16 protein-coding genes are annotated in these 18060 nt (G+C 37.7%); 5 read left to right on the forward strand and 11 right to left on the reverse strand.

Translation table 11 applies throughout. The features are described from left to right. Window positions 1–197: 197 nt before the first annotated feature. The 4 genes from MK805_RS16770 to MK805_RS16785 all read right to left on the reverse strand — a co-directional run bounded on the left by MK805_RS16770 (window position 198) and on the right by MK805_RS16785 (window position 5385). On the reverse strand, window positions 198–659 hold the full coding sequence (locus tag MK805_RS16770; protein WP_240877068.1) for a VOC family protein: 462 nt from the start codon (window positions 657–659) through the stop codon (window positions 198–200). A gap of 128 nt (window positions 660–787) precedes the next feature. Further along, window positions 788–1549, reverse strand: coding sequence for a sporulation protein (locus MK805_RS16775; protein ID WP_240877069.1), 762 nt, complete (start codon window positions 1547–1549; stop codon window positions 788–790). Between the two features lie 11 nt (window positions 1550–1560). Further along, window positions 1561–2304 carry a sporulation protein gene (locus MK805_RS16780; RefSeq protein WP_240877070.1) on the reverse strand — a complete coding sequence of 248 codons (744 nt, stop codon included), beginning with the start codon at window positions 2302–2304 and terminating at the stop codon, window positions 1561–1563. A 114-nt stretch (window positions 2305–2418) separates the two neighbouring features. Then, window positions 2419–5385, reverse strand: coding sequence for a hypothetical protein (locus tag MK805_RS16785; RefSeq protein WP_240877071.1), 2967 nt, complete (start codon window positions 5383–5385; stop codon window positions 2419–2421). 619 nt (window positions 5386–6004) lie between these two features. Between MK805_RS16785 and MK805_RS16790 the strand changes: the two genes are divergently transcribed. After that, complete coding sequence (locus MK805_RS16790) at window positions 6005–7294, forward strand: glutamate-1-semialdehyde 2,1-aminomutase (RefSeq protein ID WP_240877072.1); 1290 nt, start codon at window positions 6005–6007, stop codon at window positions 7292–7294. A gap of 52 nt (window positions 7295–7346) precedes the next feature. Here the strand turns inward: MK805_RS16790 and MK805_RS16795 are convergent, their stop codons facing one another. Genes MK805_RS16795 through MK805_RS16805 form a run of 3 tightly spaced genes read right to left on the reverse strand, consistent with a single transcriptional unit; the run spans window position 7347 to window position 12940 of the window. Then, a complete protein-coding gene (locus MK805_RS16795) occupies window positions 7347–8087 on the reverse strand; it encodes a thioesterase II family protein (protein WP_255724731.1) in 741 nt (246 codons plus the stop codon). Between the two features lie 13 nt (window positions 8088–8100). Beyond that, complete coding sequence (locus MK805_RS16800; protein ID WP_240877074.1) at window positions 8101–11229, reverse strand: type I polyketide synthase; 3129 nt, start codon at window positions 11227–11229, stop codon at window positions 8101–8103. Then, window positions 11216–12940 carry a fatty acyl-AMP ligase gene (locus tag MK805_RS16805; RefSeq protein WP_240877075.1) on the reverse strand — a complete coding sequence of 575 codons (1725 nt, stop codon included), beginning with the start codon at window positions 12938–12940 and terminating at the stop codon, window positions 11216–11218. Before MK805_RS16805 ends, MK805_RS16800 begins: the two co-directional genes overlap by 14 nt. Window positions 12941–13251: 311 nt before the next feature. Here MK805_RS16805 and MK805_RS16810 point away from each other — a divergent pair, with 311 nt between their 5' ends. Genes MK805_RS16810 through MK805_RS16820 form a run of 3 tightly spaced genes read left to right on the forward strand, consistent with a single transcriptional unit; the run spans window position 13252 to window position 14701 of the window. Continuing rightward, complete coding sequence (locus MK805_RS16810; protein WP_240877076.1) at window positions 13252–13767, forward strand: DUF6557 family protein; 516 nt, start codon at window positions 13252–13254, stop codon at window positions 13765–13767. Window positions 13768–13792: 25 nt separating this feature from the next. Further along, complete coding sequence (locus MK805_RS16815; RefSeq protein ID WP_240877077.1) at window positions 13793–14383, forward strand: hypothetical protein; 591 nt, start codon at window positions 13793–13795, stop codon at window positions 14381–14383. A 12-nt stretch (window positions 14384–14395) separates the two neighbouring features. Then, on the forward strand, window positions 14396–14701 hold the full coding sequence (locus tag MK805_RS16820) for a hypothetical protein (RefSeq protein ID WP_240877078.1): 306 nt from the start codon (window positions 14396–14398) through the stop codon (window positions 14699–14701). 58 nt (window positions 14702–14759) lie between these two features. Here MK805_RS16820 and MK805_RS16825 read toward each other — a convergent pair whose 3' ends face one another. Further along, complete coding sequence (locus MK805_RS16825; RefSeq protein ID WP_240877079.1) at window positions 14760–15203, reverse strand: MerR family transcriptional regulator; 444 nt, start codon at window positions 15201–15203, stop codon at window positions 14760–14762. A gap of 2 nt (window positions 15204–15205) precedes the next feature. Beyond that, entirely contained in the window at window positions 15206–16078 is an 873-nt protein-coding gene (locus MK805_RS16830) for a LysR family transcriptional regulator (RefSeq protein ID WP_240877080.1), read from the reverse strand. Window positions 16079–16179: 101 nt separating this feature from the next. On the opposite strand from MK805_RS16830, the gene MK805_RS16835 reads away from it, so the two are divergent. Continuing rightward, complete coding sequence (locus tag MK805_RS16835) at window positions 16180–17091, forward strand: DMT family transporter (RefSeq protein ID WP_240877081.1); 912 nt, start codon at window positions 16180–16182, stop codon at window positions 17089–17091. Window positions 17092–17121: 30 nt separating this feature from the next. On the opposite strand, the gene MK805_RS16840 is transcribed toward MK805_RS16835, so the two are convergent. Then, window positions 17122–17676 (reverse strand): DUF420 domain-containing protein, encoded by a 555-nt coding sequence (locus MK805_RS16840; protein ID WP_240877082.1) that lies wholly within the window; start codon window positions 17674–17676, stop codon window positions 17122–17124. An 86-nt stretch (window positions 17677–17762) separates the two neighbouring features. Beyond that, entirely contained in the window at window positions 17763–18059 is a 297-nt protein-coding gene (locus MK805_RS16845) for a cytochrome C oxidase subunit IV family protein (RefSeq protein ID WP_240877083.1), read from the reverse strand. Window position 18060: the final 1 nt, after the last annotated feature.

The raw sequence follows: 18060 nt of genomic DNA on the forward strand, positions 1-18060 counted from the left end.
TTTAAAAAGACGAACATCAGATCACTTACTATTGTAAAGTACATTTCACCATTCTGCAAATGTATTTCCACAAAAAATACAAAATTGAACCTGCACAAGAGCTTTTCATTTGTAAATTAACACCCGATGTCAATTGTCCATCAGGTGTTATTTTTATCAATAGGTAGAATCATCTATTCCAATTATTTTTTTTAAGCTTATGATTTATCTCTTTTTTTCCATTCATGGAGCTCCATCATGGGTAGTTCTTCCTTTACATCGATGCGCAAAGGAGAGATAAATTCTAATAAATTTCCGTCAGGGTCTTCAAAGTAGATCGCTGCATGGACTTGAGGATTATTAGGCAAAATAAGTGGTTGTCGGTCAGGAGAAAACCCAAAAAACTCATTTACTTCAACTCCTCGTTCTTTCAACCATTCTTTCGCCTGATCTAAATCGTCAGAATCGACCTGAAATGCCACATGACGAATAGATACGTGATAAGGCAGATCAACTTGCTCTCCTTCCCATAAACCTAACCAGCTCTTGCCCTTTTCAATCCAAAAAAAAGCGTAGCTCTCCGTAGTGGAAGCTAATTCTAATCCTAAGTTTTGATAAAAGTCAATCGATTTCTTCAAGTCACGAACAGGTAAATGGGCTTCATACAGGCCTTTGATCATAGATGTAACCTCCCAGAACACTATATACCCTATTCCAATTTATCCAAAACTCTCAAGCAGACTTTCACCACCAAGTTATCACCCGTGTCAAGCGCAACTAAAAATCCATCCTAAGCGGGATGGATTTTTTATTGGAGTGCCTTTTCCATTTCTGTTTTCACTCGATTTATCAAATGTTGTTTTCCTTGATGAATATCATTTAACAAAATAGTAAACCTTCCTAATCTCTCATCGAGTTTAAGTGCTTCTTCCATCGAACTGAAAATATCGTCTCCTTTTTTATCTAAGTGCATAATTACTTCTACTTCATTCTGATGAGCAAAAAAGACGAAAGAGGCGCTATCCAAATCAAATTCTACTCCAGAGACAGGTTCACAACAGTACATTTGTACAAAGGGATGACGGGAAAAATGATGTTCAAAATCAAAAGTTACTTTGGACAGACGAAAATTATTAGCTTCGATCGCTTCTAAAATCATATCAATATAAGGATGAGGAAGAACTTCAATTCCATCTATATCTTGTGGATCACGAGCTAGCTTGATATCAAGTCCTGTACGAAGAAAAATAGGTGCTCCAGAGATAGAAACAGGACAGTCATATGGTAATTGAAACTCAAACTCAAACTGTCTTTCTTCTTTTGGGCCAATCGTAAATGGTTCGGTAATTAAGACTTTTTCCACCATATATTCAGATTGACTTCCGTCGAGTTCATACTGGATATTCAAGAATAAATAAATTTCATCTACAAATTGTTCTGCTTGTCCACCTAAAACATATACTTTACCTTTAACGATTTCACCTTGCATGTACGTAGACTTCTCTAATCTTGTATCCACTTTTGCAGAGCCGACTCCAAACGTAGTCAGCGATTTTCGAAATAAATTCATATTCATAACGCCTACTTTCTTCTTAAAAGTGATCGAAGTTTTTCAAACGGATTTCCTTCTGCTGCTTCACCATTTATGCGAAAAGTACCTTCAGGATCACGATGATTCCATTCAAATGTACTTTGCAGGGCTTGCTGTGCTCTAAGGATTTCCATCTCCATTTTAAAGGAGGTGGTAGAATGTGTGAATACCACGGAAAACTCATCGATCATTCCATGATTAGAACCAGTAGGACGGAAAATAAAAATTTGCATAAATGGACATCCTTTTTTTGGCTTTTCTATCAGCTCTAGATTATCTATCTGATAAAGGATAAAACCAGCGTCTTCTATTACTTTTAATATATGTTGTACCAATTTTGCCGGTAAAATCGTAATTCTATCTTCATCTTTTGGATCAATGGCAAACTTAGCATCCAAATACGTTCGAAGATAAGTAGGGAAATGTCCAGTAGACATCGGTATTGTATCGGGTAATGTCAATTGAAAAGGGATTCTTCTGACTTCATGTTCGGCAATCTCAATGGGACCTGACAACTGGAAAACTTCTGCTATGTAGGCTTTCTTTTTTTTGCTTCCTTCTTCTCGATACTCGAAAATGAGATGTAGTTCTATTTGATCAAATAATTGAGTACCAAGGCCTCCTTTGATGACTACTTCCCCCTTTGCAAGATCTCCGGGAGAATACTGGTTTCTTTCCAGTTGTGTATCAACTTTAGCTGCGCCTATGCCAACGCTGGATATCCAATTAAACACAACAAATAATACTCCTTTCAAAATAGCCCGATTTACTGGACCTTTAGCATGATTGCATAAAAAATAGAGTGCTCAAATATTTCGTCATCAAGGAAAATAGGAGGACAAGGCCTCCTATTTCTTCCTTTTAAATAATTGTAAATACTGTTCAAACTGTTTGGCAAGTGTTGCATGCTCTGTAGTATCTTTCACCACCGGAACTTCTGGTTTCTTTGCAACTACAGGAGCTTGCGTGGTTTCCTTTTTCTCCTCTTTCTTTGGAGGGATTTCTTCTACCTTATTTTCCTTTATCGGTTCTTGTTTTTGAACTTTTGCTGGTTCTTGTTTTTGAACTTTTGGTTTGTTCTGTTTCTCTTGTTGTTCCATCTCCAATAGTTCACGTTCCATCTGCTGTAACTCTAGCTCACGTCTGCGTCTCTCTGCTTCCAACGGATCGGTTTCTTTTGTGTTGCTTTTCGCTTCTTTAGGGGCGTTTTGCACTTCAATGGTAGTATCAGAAGTTGCGGTTGCCGCCACTTCTTCTGTTGATGTTCCTTCTCCTTCTGTAGATTTCTTTTTTCTTCTCCGTCTTCTGCGTCGGCGTTTTTTCTTCGGTGCTTCTTCATCAGATGCTTCCTGTGAATCTTCTGTTTCATCTGTAGTCTCTTCTACTTTACCTGCTGTTTCTTCAGTTTGAATGGGATTTTGTGCCTCTTGTTTCGATTCTACTTTTTCCGGTTTTCCAAATACTGCTTCGGTTTTTGTCTCATCTTTCACTGGTGTTTCCTGTTTATTGTCTGCTTGCCTCGTTTTTGATTCTGTTTCTTTGACTGATTCGGTCTGTTCATTTGATTTCATTTGTTTTTTGGTTTCTTTGATAGGCTCTGGCTCTTTAGCAGGTATAACTTCGGCAAATACATTTTCGATTTCTTGGTCTTCTTCTTGTGATATTGGTTCTACCTCTGAAACTACAGGCTTCGTTTCTATTTCAAGTGAGCTGGCATCTGAGGATTTGACTTCATCTACTGAAATTGTCGTTGTAGCTAAATCTCCAAAAACAGTTAGAGGTATATCTTCTTGATCCTTTTCTGATTCTTCTGTTACTTGGGTGGTTATTGGCTCAAACTTAACTTCGTTCGAAATCTCTCCATCGGTGGAGGCCTCTACTTGTTCCCATTCTGCCGTCAATTCAGCCAATTTAGCTTTCGTTCGAGCCTGATATTCTTCTTCCTGCTTCTGAAGTAAGATTGTTTTCTGCTGTTCATACTCAGCATGGAGCCTGGCCAGCAATTCCTCTTGGCGCTTTTGGAAAGCTTGTTCTTCCTGTTCCAATACCATTTTTTGCTTTTCTTCAAACTGTTTTCGTGCTACTGCGAGTTTTGCTTTGCGGCGTTCTTCTTTCTCTTTTCTTTCTTTGGCAAGTCGAGCCTCTTCTTCCATTCTAGCTAGTTCTTCTCGCTTTAACTTGAGAAGCTCTTCTTGCTGTTGTTCTAGTTTTTTGCGTTGTTCCTCCAACAAACGCCTCTGCTCTTCTTCTAATTTCTTCCGATGCTGTTCAATGAGTTCCCTTTCCCGACGCTCATATTCTTCCCGCATCTTCCGTAAGCGTTCTTCCTGTTCTTTTTCTAACTCTTCTTGTTGTTTATTTAATTTCAGCACAAAAGATTGAGACAAATCTTGTCCTTCTAATTGAGCCAATGCTGGTGAAACCTTCACTGTTGTTTGATTTGAATCAGGATGTGTTCCCACTGATTCTTTTTTAACTGATTCCTCTTTTGCTTCTTCTGCTTCTAAATTTTCATCTGATTTTGGTTCTTCATCGGGCTTTTCCTGTGCAGCTTCTTCCAATTTTGGTTCCATGTTTTGTTGTAATATTTCCATCGGTTCCTCTGAGAATACAGTTTCTTGCACAGGCGAATTTAAGTCTGTATTTTCTGTATGAGGAGACTCAGATACTTTTGGCTGAACTACAACTTTACTGTTTTCATTTTTATCATAGGCTTGATCTTTTGCCCCAACGAGTGGTTCATCTTCAAATAACCATTCTGTATGAGAAGTCGCCTCAAGACTTGTAACGTTTATTTCTATTTCACTGTTTTCATTTGCATCTTCTTTAAACACAGTAGTTATAGAAGACTCTTGTTGTTCTTGCTGCTTATTTTGTGATTTCGTTATGTCTTTTGTCTCATCTTCTTTCACCAAGCTACCCCTTTCTTGGACAACTATACTAGGTTGTTCGATGTCTTCTTCATTTTGATTATCCGTAAATACAGTAGTTGTTGATCCACTTTCTTGATGAATCATTGTCCCAGAATTTTGTTCCGCGCGATAGGTAGGTCTATTACTTATAGATATCATGGATTCTTGTTTTTGTTTTGCATTTGGAACGATAAGCTCATTATTTTCTTCTTTTTTTTCACCCCAAAATTTACTCAAGATTCCTCCGCTCGTACTTTTGTTTTCAAAAATCTCTACTTGCTCCAATACTGGTGGAACCGTATATTCTTTAAAAGATTTTTGAATAAGTCTAGCCATGGGTCTAGAAACTTTAAAATTTCGAGGTAATTTCAAAATAGGACCATCTAGAAATTGACCAGACAGCATACTATAAATAAACGTTCCCCAGTCCAACTTGGACTCATAAACCATAATTTGCTCCAAACCACAGAAAAAGACTTTCAATTCATTTTGGCTGTCTACTCCAATATTTCTTAAATCAAGTAAGAGATACATGGACATTGGTTTGGACCGAAGGACAGCATCCACATGGAGGAGACCCCTTACCCATTTGACTACTTGCTCTTCGGACAATTCTTGTGTGGTGATGATTTCACGTAGTGGTCGTATTTCTACATATGGTCGAATAAATACTAACATATCTGGTTCGTCAAAAACGTCTAAATATGGGATCACTTGTGGCAATTTCAGATTACGATACTGGGATATTGCTCGCAGTGGTGCTTGTCTATTTAAACTTGCTGATTGTAAGTAATATCTTTTGTCTTCGTATACTGCAATTGCCAGTTCGCCTTGAAAGAAGGGAACAACGCTCTCAATTAGATATTTTTGCCGATATACATCGCCAACTTTAAAGAAAGCCATGCTACAACCTCCTCCTTAACCAGCATAATTTGTAAAATAATAAGAGAAATTGATGAATAGGTTTAGGATATCATAAGGACGCTTGCTTTCACAATACACAGAAAGAACTACATAATCTCTAAATTCGCTAGAAATCAGTACTTTTCCAGCTTTGAAAATGTATCCATTTTTTGTTACTTTGGATTTTCCCTCGTTAGAGTATATAAAAGAAAAACTGCTGTAAATCAGCAGTTTTGGTGTGGACTTCCTCTATATACCATCTTCTTCATTTCAATGTAATCGTTCACATGAATATATAAAATATTCACATTTTATTTTCAAAATTACCATTCAGAAGTGGACTACCAATACTGTGAAAGCTATTTAACCCTCCTTGAAATATTCTGCAACAAATTTATTTTACCATAAAAACAAATATTTTAATAGATTTTATGGGAATATTCTATCATTTTTTCGTATAAATGAAACATGCTATTCATCCTTATCATACAAAAATCTTATAGAGGTAAACATAAGAATCCTCCTATATCTGTTCCTTACAGGCTAGCTTAACAAAAACATTGGACAAACTATCGTCTCAAACTACGGTATAATATCCGTTGTAGAAAGGAGACTTCATATGAAAACAACAACATCACAAACACTATATCAAGAAGCATTAGACGTAATCGTAGGGGGAGTAAACAGCCCATCCCGATCCTTTCGAGCGGTTGGTGGCGAATATCCGATCTTTATGAAAAAAGCCCAAGGAGCTTATTTTTGGGATGAAGACGATAACCAATATATCGATTACTTAGCAGCATTTGGTCCCATCATTCTTGGACATGCACATCCTAGTGTTACTCGTGCTATCCAAGAGGTAGCAGAACAGGGGATTTTATATGGTACACCGACAGAAAAAGAAGTACGCTTCGCGCAAATGATTCGTGATGCGATCCCTTCCATGGAACAAATTCGCTTCGTAAACAGCGGAACAGAGGCCGTCATGACGACAATTCGTCTTGCTCGCGCTTACACAGGAAGAGATAAAATCATCAAATTTGCTGGTTGTTATCATGGGCATTCTGATCTAGTTCTCGTTGCAGCGGGATCTGGTCCATCCACTCTCGGCATACCAGATAGTGCAGGTATCCCAGCTAGTATTGCTGGGGAAGTAATCACGGTACCATTCAATGATCCTAAGGCATTAGAAGCAGCTCTAGAACATTGGGGCGACCAAGTTGCCGGTGTGTTAGTCGAGCCTCTCGTAGGTAACTTTGGCATCGTTCCTCCTGAGCCATCGTTTTTGGAGCAAGTGAACAAACTGGCTCATCAAGCTGGAGCACTCGTTATTTATGATGAAGTGATCACTGCATTTCGTTTTCATTTTGGCGGGGTACAAACGCTATATCAAGTGAAACCAGATCTTACTGCCTTAGGAAAAATTATCGGTGGAGGCCTGCCGATCGGTGCATATGGTGGTAGCAGAGAAATTATGGAAAAAGTCGCACCAATGGGCCCGATGTACCAAGCAGGGACAATGGCTGGAAATCCTCTTTCTATCTCTGCGGGAATGGCTTGTTTAACAGAGCTCTCCAAAGAAGGTACATATGAGCGTTTAAATGAAATGGGCAAACAATTAGAAGAAGGGATATGGGAAGCAGCAAATAAATATAACAGAACGATCCAATTAAACCGACAAAATGGAGCACTGACCGTTTATTTTAGTGATCAGGCTGTTACCGATTACGATAGTGCACAAAAATCCGATAGTGAACAGTTCGGACGTTTCTTTCGACTCATGCTAGAGGAAGGAATTTACTTAGCACCTTCTAAATACGAAGCTTGGTTCCTCACCACCGCCCATTCTGAAAACGATATAAAGAAAACAATTGAAGCAGTAAATAAATCATTCAAAAATCTAATTTAATAGTAATAAATAAAAATGCTAGAGAATAGTGTCTCTAGCATTTTCGCTTCACTTAAGCATATTTCTTTCTCTCTTCCTTCAATTGTTGGAGGAGAGATTTTTTTAATGTGATGTGGAAATCTTCATGTTCTTGATGAAGGAAAAAGTGATTCCCTTGAAATATTTTCAGTGTAAAGGACTTTGGCTGTACTTCCTTCCATCTCATCAAATCTTTTATAGATGGAATATCATGATCTCCAGCATATACAGTCAAAGGGCAGGGAAGCTCAACTTTTCTATTGTATCGTTCTGTCAACTGAAAATCATTACGCAAAATCGGAAGCAAGTAAGCTTTTAGATCTGGATCTTGGAAAAATCCTTCAGGTATTCCACCTAATTGGTATATTTGTTGTACAAAGGAATCGTCTGATTGATGGGTAAATATTTCTTTTTTGACATAAGGAGGATACGCACCAATCACATATAAATGATGGGCTTTTGCATTCAATGCAATCAATTGTCTTACTGTCTCAAAAGCAAGAATAGCACCCATGCTATGACCTAAAAAAAAGACGGGTTCGTCAAAAAAGGGGAGAATATGCGGAATTACCTGTGTTGCTATCTCTTCAGCAGTTGGAATTAGTTTTTCCCTATATCGTGTTCCATGACCTGGCAGTTCTACTGCTATGATTTCTACAGATGAACCTAACCAGTCCGACCAAGCTTGAAACACATGCGGATTACCTCCCGCATGATGAAAACAAACAAGCCTTCCCTCTCGCTTTTGGGTGGCGGGAAATCGGAGATACCCCAAACAATCAACTCCTTTATTTAGGGAGTAGCTTTATGAAATCTTCTACAGAACAACCTTGCAATATAGGAACAATGGAAAGCTGAATATTCCAGTTTTTTTCTATTTTACTTTTTAAACGCATCGCCATGATGGAATCAAACCCGAGATGAATGATAGGCTTATTCATCGGAATTTCTTCAACAGGAATTTTTAGCATCTTGCTTATTTCATTCGTCACGTAATCATCTATTTCAAGTAATTCTTGGATCTGCTCATGTTTCTCTATGATCGATCTTCCCTGTTCTACCTCTGAATCCACCCAGTACCGGTCCCATTTCCAAGGATACTTTGGCAAGGAAATTCTACCCGTTGCATCTGGAAAAACTTTTGTCCAATCAAAGCTTAATCCATTGCAATACAAAACAGCTAAAGAAGAAAGCAAGCTCACATCATTTGCTCGATCTCTTTCTAAAGATGGAACCATTTTTATTTCTGTATGAAGCTCAGAAGCACACTCGTAGACAGGCATTTCAAGTATAGGGTGTGGCGATATTTCTAAAAATAATTTCTTTTGATCTTGGATCAAATGGGATATGGCTTCCTGAAAGCGTACAGCTTGGCATATGTTATCACACCAATAATCAGCATATAGGTTATTGCCATCGATTTCTTTTCCAGTCACAGTAGAGATAAATGATATCGATGTTTCTTTTGGTTGTATATGAATTAATCGATGTTTTAATTCTTCACGTATTTCATTCATATAAAAACTATGAGAAGGATATGGAGATGTAGCTACAAACTTTGTAAAAACTCCTTTCTGCTCTAACTCTATCTGAATATTTTCTAAAATGGAGCTGTTCCCAGACAATACATGATTGGTATGACTATTGTAAGCTGCTATAGCAACTTGATCATGAAACTGTTCACAAGCTTGTCTGGCTGCTTTCTGATCAATTTGTGCTACTAGCAGCTTTCCTTTTCCTACCATTCTTTGAGCAAAATAACTGCGCGCTATTACTACATCTACCGCTTCTGATAAGGTTAAAGCGCCAGCAATATGTGCTGCGGCAACTTCACCCAAACTATGACCAACAACTGCTGATGGTACTATCCCCCAAGAAAGCCACTGTTTTGCAAGTGCTACTTGTACAGCAAAATACAGGACTTGTGTTTCCACCATCGTTAATGGAGTATCTTGTTCCAAATGAGCGATTCTCTCCAATAAGGACCAAGAAACCTTATTCGCAATTTCACTTTCTATCGCCAACAAAGTATCACGAAACACCGTTTCCTTTTCCAATAACTCTTGGCTAATGGACCATTTTGGTCCTTGTCCAGAAAACACAAACACGACTTGATCTGATCTCATTTCTTTCGTACAGAAAACATGGTCATGGTGCTGCTTTTTTTCTAAAGAAGTCAATAATTCTATAGCCTCTTTCCTATCTTTGGCTAAAAGCATGATTCGTCTCTCATGCTGATCTCTTGTCTGCCAAGCATTCGCAGCAAGATTGGAAAGGGATTGAGATGGGTTATTTTCTATATAGTTTTTGTATTGAGTCACTTGTTTTTGCAATGATTTCTTACTTTTTGCTGATACTGCTAATAACTTGTAGCCAAGATCTGTGGGATGTTCGCAAAATTTTATAGATTGTGCAGGGGCTTCTCCTAATATCACATGAGAATTGGTTCCCCCAAACCCAAAGGAACTCACACCCACATAAACTTGTTTGGGTATATTTATCGGTTTCGTTACCACCTCTAACTCATATTGATCCACTGGTATCTGAGGATTCCAATGTTGAAAGTGAAGATGTGGTGGAATATATTTGTGATGCAAAGCAAGAGCGGACTTGATCAAACCAGCAATACCAGCTGCTGCTTCTAGGTGCCCGATATTTGTTTTAACGGACCCAAGATATAAAGGATTCTCCCGTTTTTGAGCATAAACTTCAGCCAGTGCCCTCACTTCTATTGGATCTCCTAGTGGTGTTCCTGTTCCATGCGCTTCGACATAAAAAATATCTTCTGGTTGTACTCCTGCTGCTCTAACTGCACTTTTCAATAGCGCTTTTTGAGCATGTATATTTGGTGCCGTCAGACCGTTACTTTTCCCATCTTGATTGACAGATGAGCCATGAATAACAGCATAGATCACATCTCCATCTGCCTGTGCTTCGGATAAAGATTTTAAAACAACTACCCCTGCTCCTTCCCCACGAACATATCCATCAGCTTTTGCATCAAATGTCTTACATCTTCCATCAGGGGCCAAAACATCTCCAGCTGCAAATCGGATGGAATTACTTGGTGTTAAGAGTAAATTGACCCCGCCTACAAATGCCAACGAAGATTGTCCACTGCGGATGCTTTGGCAAGCTAAATCAACTGCAACAAGAGAAGAAGAGCAAGCAGTATCAATTGCCATACTTGGGCCATACCAATCCATAAAATAAGAAATACGATTTGCTAAAATACTTGCGGAATTCCCAGTTAGATTATAAAAATCGGTTTCCTTTTCCACTATACTCCTATAATCATTTCCCGATACACCCACAAATACGGCAGTATCTGATCCTTTTAGCCGATCCATCCTAAGACCTGCGTCCTCTAGTGCTTCCCATGTCACCTCTAAGAGCAACCGTTGCTGTGGGTCCATCATCTCAGCTTCTCTTGGAGAGATACCAAAAAAAGCAGGATCAAATTGATCGATATGTGACAGAAAACCTCCATAGGAAACAGGCACTTTTTCGAAAGATAAACTGGACCATCTGCCCTCGGGAACAGTAGTGATATGATCTTCTGCCTTCATCATCATTTCCCAAAATTGTTCGGCTGATGATGCCCCTGGAAAACGACACCCCATACCGATCACTGCAACAGGCTCATTTGTACTACTTCTGTTATTTTCGATACGTTCTTGTGTCATTTCTCCAACAAGATAAGAGGATAATGATTCGATAGTTGGATAATCCCATAAAATCGTATGAGCTAATTCTCGATCCAATAGCTCTTCTAAATCGCCCGATATCATCAAACTCTCTTTCGAACCAAGTCCGTACTGTTCCAATGGTTCGTCTATTTTAATCTCCTCAGAAGAAAGATAAAGGCTTTCAGCAACACGGTTACGCAGCCAAGCAATTAGTTTATCTTTTGTCATATTTTTTAGCCTCTAATCTTACTAACTGATTTGTAAGATAAGCTTTTCTTATGGCTTGTCTTTGAATTTTTCCACTTGAAGTCTTTAATATGGTCCCTCTCTTAATATAAACAATGTCATAGACTGGTATTTCATAGGATTGTGAGACTGCTTTCCGAATGATATTAGTTAGCAGTTGAATAGGATTGTCGACATTTTTTAGTATTCTGTTCTCCACTTCTGTAACAATAATTAACCGCTCTCTCCCCAAATGATCAATAGAAAATGCAGCATTAGCATTTTTACGAATCCCATTATGAGCCCTTTCAATCTCCCACTCAATATCAGATGGTGCATAATTGCGACCATTGATAATAATCAAATCTTTGAGTCGAGCATTGATGTAAAGCTCTTGATCCCAATAAAAACCTTGATCACCAGTTCGTAAGAACGGACCTTTTCCTCCCTGTGTAAAAGCATGAAAGGCATATCTCGTAGCTTCTTCATTTTCCCAGTAACCAAGAGAAACACACGGGCCTTTCACCCAAATCTCCCCTACACGGCCATCAGCTAACTGCATTCGTGTTTCAGGATCTACAATGATCACTTCATGATCATAAACACTTTGACCATTCCCCACTAATTCTCTTGCATTTTCTGCATCAGGTTCGACTACTTTTGCAATCCCCTCTTCTAACAAATTTGCATCAAAATGCTTGAAAACAGGTTTTTCCCTCCAATTTCCTCCAGAAATCATCAATGTCGTTTCAGCAGTTCCATACCCAGGGTATAATGCTTCTGGTTTAAATCCAACTGGTGCAAAATATCCTGCAAATTTCCTCAATGTAGCAGGTCTAACAGGTTCAGATCCATTGACAGCTACCCGCCAATGCGAGAGGTTCAACTCATCACGTTTTTCCACTTTAATTTTATCCACACAAAGATCAAAGCCAAAATTCGGGGAAATTGAAATCTCTGCTTTATTGTCAGATAATGCCTGCAACCAACGAATGGGACGTTGTACAAAATGGTAGGGGGTCATCAGAATAGCTTTTGTACCTGCTAAAATAGGAGTGAGAATTGTTCCAATCAAACCCATATCATGATAGGGTGGTAACCAACTGACTATTTTGGCATCTTGATGAATATCCCATCGTTCCATCATGCGATATCCATTTTCAATGAGATGAGTGTGATTTAAAATAACGCCTTTTGGATTACCAGTAGAACCCGAGGTGTACTGGAGAAAAGCAATATCATTTGCTTCCCAGTCCAATGTTTGAGTGGCAGAAAGATTTTGAGGAAGTTCTTCTATTAAAAGCCAATTAAAAAAGGGAATTTCTTCGGTTGTCCAGTTTCTCAATTTATCGTAGATAGCTCTACTCGTTATAGCATATTTCGCTTTTGAATCTTGTATAACATTGATTAATCTCCCAAATTGTTTCTTCATGTTAGGTGGATAAGCCGGAACTGCAATGGCTTTTGCGTACAAGCAACCCAAAAAAGCCAGGATATAGTTCATACTAGGTTCTAAGAGGATAAGCACCCTCTGTCCTGTAGCACCAACCTGTGCCAAATGAGTCCCAATAGAACTCATTCTCTGCTCTAATTCTTGAAAGGTAAGCCGTGAATCATTACCACCGATATCCCTTAAAAAAGTAAAAACCTCTTTTTCAGGCTGAATCGCTGACTGCTCCTGTATGACTTCTATCCACGTTTTTAACTTACCCATGTATACTGCAAATACCTCCTCGAAAATTAGGGTTAAATGATGTTTACTGGTAAGTATTTTGTTATGGGGATCAAAAAAGTCACAAATTGAATGTATAGTAATATATTTTCATGAATAATTATTATGTTATTTTTATTATAAATTATTAATATTAAGCATTCAACTCATCATCAAAATAAAGACGAGCCTTTTAAGAAGTTTTCCCGATCTCTTTTACTAGTTCCGTGAAATATAGACACAATACTTATGCTATTATGTATAGGTTGAACCTTTGAGCTGGATTTTACAAATAAACATAAGGAGGAATCCATGTGAAAATTGTTGTAGGGATGGGGATCATCACTCTGCTCTTATTCCTGATACTATGGTTTTTTATCCGCAAATCAAAAAGTACTGGCAACAAAGAAATATTAACTCTCCCATCATTCGCCAGTTGTCTGACTGATGTAAGTTGGGATGAAGTAGAAGAGGAATTGATTCGCTTACATTTAGATAAACTGCGTAACTTGTCTCAATTAAAACAAACATATGAAGAATTATTCTATCTACAGCCTAATAATTCACTAGAGAAGCAATTTGTTCTTTATCTCCATCTTAATGAAGAACGAAAATTTATCGATGTTTATGCCAAAGAAAAAGGAGATCTATATACCGAATATATGATAGATGAGGATGAGTGGAAAAATGTATTAGCTTATGAGGTTTCAAAGGAAGCCCTGGATAAGTATTCAAAACCAACTCTCGTCTGTGCTACACTTTTTACGATAACAGCAGCCCGTTATTCTTCAAACAAAATCTCACAAAGGAAACAAGCCCCTACAGCATAACTACCTGCCCAGTTGGAGGAAAAAAATGAATTTTCTGCGCCATCTATTCTTTATTTTAGCTACCTTTTTCCTTTACAAATGCATAGATAAATTTGTGATGGAACTGTTATGGGAAGTCATCCAAACTCATTTTATGATTCAGTCTGGCTTTGTCTATACCATCGATTCTTATGTACCAAATATTATATCTGGGATTTTAGCAATCAGCCTAAGTGGTTGGTTTTTCTCCTTTTTCAAATGGGAAATATCTTATTTTGACCGTGTGAAGTCTGAAACTTCTACAACACAAGATATTAGTTATATCTCTTTGGAAGAGAGCAAGTTACATGTGGAAAATCATGCAATGGGAAGACAATATATTGTACAACTAACGGAAGAGGAATTGATTAGCTTTTGGAATTCCTTAGAGGAACTAAACAAGAACCTGGAGGAAACGATCACGTTTGATTTTCCCTCTTCTCCTTATAACCGCTTAACTATTCACCTCATTGGAGGTAAGGTCCAAAAACTCAAAAAATGGGGACAAAACCTTATGTTTCTGTTATTTATAATTGGCACGCTAATAGGGATTTACCTTGTAATTAAGGAGATTTGGTACCTTATCACTTTAAGCTAAAGAGGAAAAAATATGAAGAAATCTATCATTACCGAATCTAATAAACACATCACACTACAGATTAGCAAAGACGATTTGATATATACGATACAAGAATTAGAGAAATTACATGAGGAAGGCGGACAATTTAGCCTTCGCGTACAAAAAGAACAAGATACTTTTCTTCTCTTTCAGAAAGTAAAAATTGATGAAGACAATCATACAGAAGTCATTTATAAAGGAACAGAAGATAGTATATGGTCTCCTATCATCTTCTTTGCAGTATGCCTGTTCTGTTTTATTGCTGTCTTGTATGTTATTTTGCATTTTTTAATGTAGCCTAGTTAGCATAAGACAACATTCTTCTGGCGTTCATCGGATGTTTGCCTTATGCTAATCAAACACCTTTTCTCTTTTGAATTTCTTCTAGTAAAAACGCTTCATATACTTTTTTCTTTTTCTCCGCTAAAATTTTAACTTGTTTCATCTCTTCCATTTGTCTGTCCATCTGCTCTAAGTGACTTTCCAATATATCAATACGCTTAGCAAACATTGCTGCTACATCCTCGACTCTCTCCTCTTCGTCTTGAAGTAAAACACATCCACCTTCTGCAAACATTGCTATATCTTTTAATGGCATTCCTGTTTGTTTTAGTCCTGTAATAAACCGAATAAAATGCAGATCTTTATCTGTATAACGCCGGATGCCATCCTTTTTTCCATTTTGCCTCTTGGGACTCGGTAAAAGCCCTATCTTTTCATAGTATCGAAGCGTAAATGCTGACACACCTGTTAACTCTGCTGTTTCGCTGATAGAGTACATTCCCCTAACACGCTCCATTTCTAATTTGCTTGAAATAGTTTTCTGGCAGTTTCTATAAACAATTTTACAGCAAGAGACGATGTTTGATAAGAAGGCACGGCTATGTGGATTTCCTTCCACACTTCTGGTTCAAGTGTACGACTTTGGACATTAGCTGGTAATGATGTATATGAAATTTCAGATAAAATGCCCAATCCCAATCCTTCCTCCACCATACTTAGCGAAGTACTCGCGTTATTAACAGTAAATTTAATTTGCGGTTTTAACTGGAATTGTTTGAACATATCCATCACAGGTAACTCACTTCCACCTTTGCAAATAATGAGCGGCTCATTTGCGAGCTCTTGAATGTGAATAGCAGAATTATGCTGCAATGGATGATGATCATGAACAATAGCCAACAGCTTTTCCTTGAAAATAGGAAAAGAGTCCAAGCCGTTTATTGGAGGGATGACAAATCCAACATCCACTACTCTTGAAGATAACCAATTTCTCACATCATCAATTGTTCCTTCTTTTAATTCAAACGTTAAGTTGGGATAGCTTTGTTGGATTTTTTGAATAATCTTAGGTAAAAAGTACATAGAAGAAGTGGGGGTTGCTCCTACTCGTATCGTCCCAACTTCAAACCCTTTATCCAGCGCAACTTCTTGTTCGATCTTCTCACTGCTCTTTAAAATCTCCCTTGCATGTACGAGAACTCGTTTCCCGATATCCGTCAGCACCAATCCTCTTTTCCGATCTCGAATGATCAATGTCGTATCTAACTCTGATTCTAAGCTAGCGATAGCATGACTTACCGCCGGTTGCGTCATTTTCAAATATTCTCCAGCCTTTGTAAAGTTGCCAAACTCCGCTATTTTCACAAAAGCAAGTAATTGTGTAATCGTCATAAGTAAATTTTATCATCCTTATCAATTATATTCATTTTACTTATTTTCATAATGATTGTAGCATGAAATTATTAAATTCAACAAGAAAAGAGGAGTCCGAATTGATACGGATTGTTAGCTTAATCATTACCGTAACCCTCATTTGGGGATATACATGGGTCACGATGAAAATCGGCTTGCATGATATACCACCATTTTTATTTTCTTCTCTTCGGCTTTTAATCGGAGGATTAACTCTCTTTGGTGTACAAGGCTTTATGAAAAAACCTTTATTCCCCAATAAATCAACGTGGAAAAATATAATCATCATGAGCCTTTTTATGTCGATTGGATACATGGGATTACTCACTTTTGGAATGCAGTTTGTGAATTCAGGTCAATCGTCCGTACTGGTTTATACCATGCCAATTATCGTAAGCCTACTTGCCCATTTTCTATTAAACGAAAAATTGAACACGATAAAGATTATCGGTTTGATCATAGGAGTTATAGGACTTGTATCTATATTAGGTCAATCGCTTCTTAACTTGCACATGGATTCAGTATTTTTCGGAAAAATACTCATCTTATGCTCTGCTCTAAGTTGGGCCTTGGCCAATATATTTACCAAAGCAAGGTTAGCCGGCAGCGACATTGTGTTATTTACAGCGTGGCAATTACTCCTAGGTGCGATTTTACTTTTTGGAATATCCAGTCTAACAGAATCAACAAAAGCTGTAACATGGACAACTTCTTCTATATCCACTTTATTATTCAATGGGATATTCTCAACTGCATTCACTTTTGTCGCTTGGTTTTGGATACTAGAAAAAATAAAAGCATCTGTTGCATCGATAACGTTGATGGCAGTTCCTATTTTAGGTTTGTTTTTTGGTTGGCTTCAATTAGGAGAACCAATAACAGTCAACATTGTGGTGGGAGCCATTTTGATTTGCATTGGAATATTTTTTGGATCGGTCAAGTTGCCCAGAAAAGAAAACAAAGAAATACTTCAACAAGGTAGAACGGACTAGAAAACACGTCCCGTAATTGGACGTGTTTTTTCAATAGTATGGTGAAATCATAATATAAACTAAAACACCTGTCAGACTCACATATAACCAAATTGGCATCGTCCATCTGGCTATTTTGCGGTGTCTGTCTAATTTTCCTTGGAGGCCGGCCACAGCTGTAAATAATGCAATCAAAACAGTAGGAGCAGCTAAAACTATATGTGAAATAAGGATAAAGAAATAGATATACTTTAAAGGTCCTGAACCGCCATAATGGGTATCTGGTGCATTTATATGGTAAAATACATAAGTAATCAAGAAAAGCATGGTCGAAGTAAATGCTGCATATATAAAACGTCGATGCAAGACAATATTTCGTTTTTTAATAAAATAAAGTGCTACAAGCAGAAAGATAAAAGTAAAGCTATTAAAAATCGCATTCATCATCGGTAAAAAGGTTAAATCTAAATGATTTAAACCTTGATACTTAGGTAAAAAGAAAATAAGAGCAATCGCAAGGTTTAAAACAATTGTGATCGTAATGATCCAAGGAGTAAAATTTTTATCCTTGGAGATTAGAGCTTGTTTATCTTCTTCTGTACTCACATCTAATCACTCCGTAAAAAACTTTGTATGTTTAAAAAAGCAAATAGGAACAGCCCTCCCAATATGATATGGAGAGCTGTTCTTTTTTACATTAAGAGAATTCCAACTGCTGAGATTACAGCTACAAATATCCCAAAAACGATAAATATCGTATAGAATGCGGAGCCTTTTTGGTCTAAATGCATGAAGGTAAATAGCTGTAAGATGACCTGAATAACAGCAAATATCAGAAGTAATGGAACTACCCATCCACTTGGAACTTTATCTGATATAACCACAAAGAAGGCAGCAGCTGTAAAGGCAATCATAAATACAAAAGATAGTATATGTTTCATTGCACCAGCAGGTTTCTGACTAATAGCTTGGTTATTTTCTTTCGCCACT

Source organism: Shimazuella soli (assembly GCF_022511585.1).
GTDB lineage: Bacteria > Bacillota > Bacilli > Thermoactinomycetales > Thermoactinomycetaceae > Shimazuella > Shimazuella soli.

What these genes read in the sequence shown, in the direction of transcription:
- MK805_RS16770 (WP_240877068.1), bottom strand. Translation starts at nt 659, where the DNA reads ATGATCAAAGGCCTGTATGAAGCCCATTTACCTGTTCGTGACTTGAAG.
- MK805_RS16775 (WP_240877069.1), bottom strand. Translation starts at nt 1,549, where the DNA reads ATGAATTTATTTCGAAAATCGCTGACTACGTTTGGAGTCGGCTCTGCA.
- MK805_RS16785 (WP_240877071.1), bottom strand. Translation starts at nt 5,385, where the DNA reads ATGGCTTTCTTTAAAGTTGGCGATGTATATCGGCAAAAATATCTAATT.
- MK805_RS16790 (WP_240877072.1), top strand. Translation starts at nt 6,005, where the DNA reads ATGAAAACAACAACATCACAAACACTATATCAAGAAGCATTAGACGTA.
- MK805_RS16800 (WP_240877074.1), bottom strand. Translation starts at nt 11,229, where the DNA reads ATGACAAAAGATAAACTAATTGCTTGGCTGCGTAACCGTGTTGCTGAA.
- MK805_RS16805 (WP_240877075.1), bottom strand. Translation starts at nt 12,940, where the DNA reads ATGGGTAAGTTAAAAACGTGGATAGAAGTCATACAGGAGCAGTCAGCG.
- MK805_RS16815 (WP_240877077.1), top strand. Translation starts at nt 13,793, where the DNA reads ATGAATTTTCTGCGCCATCTATTCTTTATTTTAGCTACCTTTTTCCTT.
- MK805_RS16820 (WP_240877078.1), top strand. Translation starts at nt 14,396, where the DNA reads ATGAAGAAATCTATCATTACCGAATCTAATAAACACATCACACTACAG.
- MK805_RS16825 (WP_240877079.1), bottom strand. Translation starts at nt 15,203, where the DNA reads ATGGAGCGTGTTAGGGGAATGTACTCTATCAGCGAAACAGCAGAGTTA.
- MK805_RS16830 (WP_240877080.1), bottom strand. Translation starts at nt 16,078, where the DNA reads ATGACGATTACACAATTACTTGCTTTTGTGAAAATAGCGGAGTTTGGC.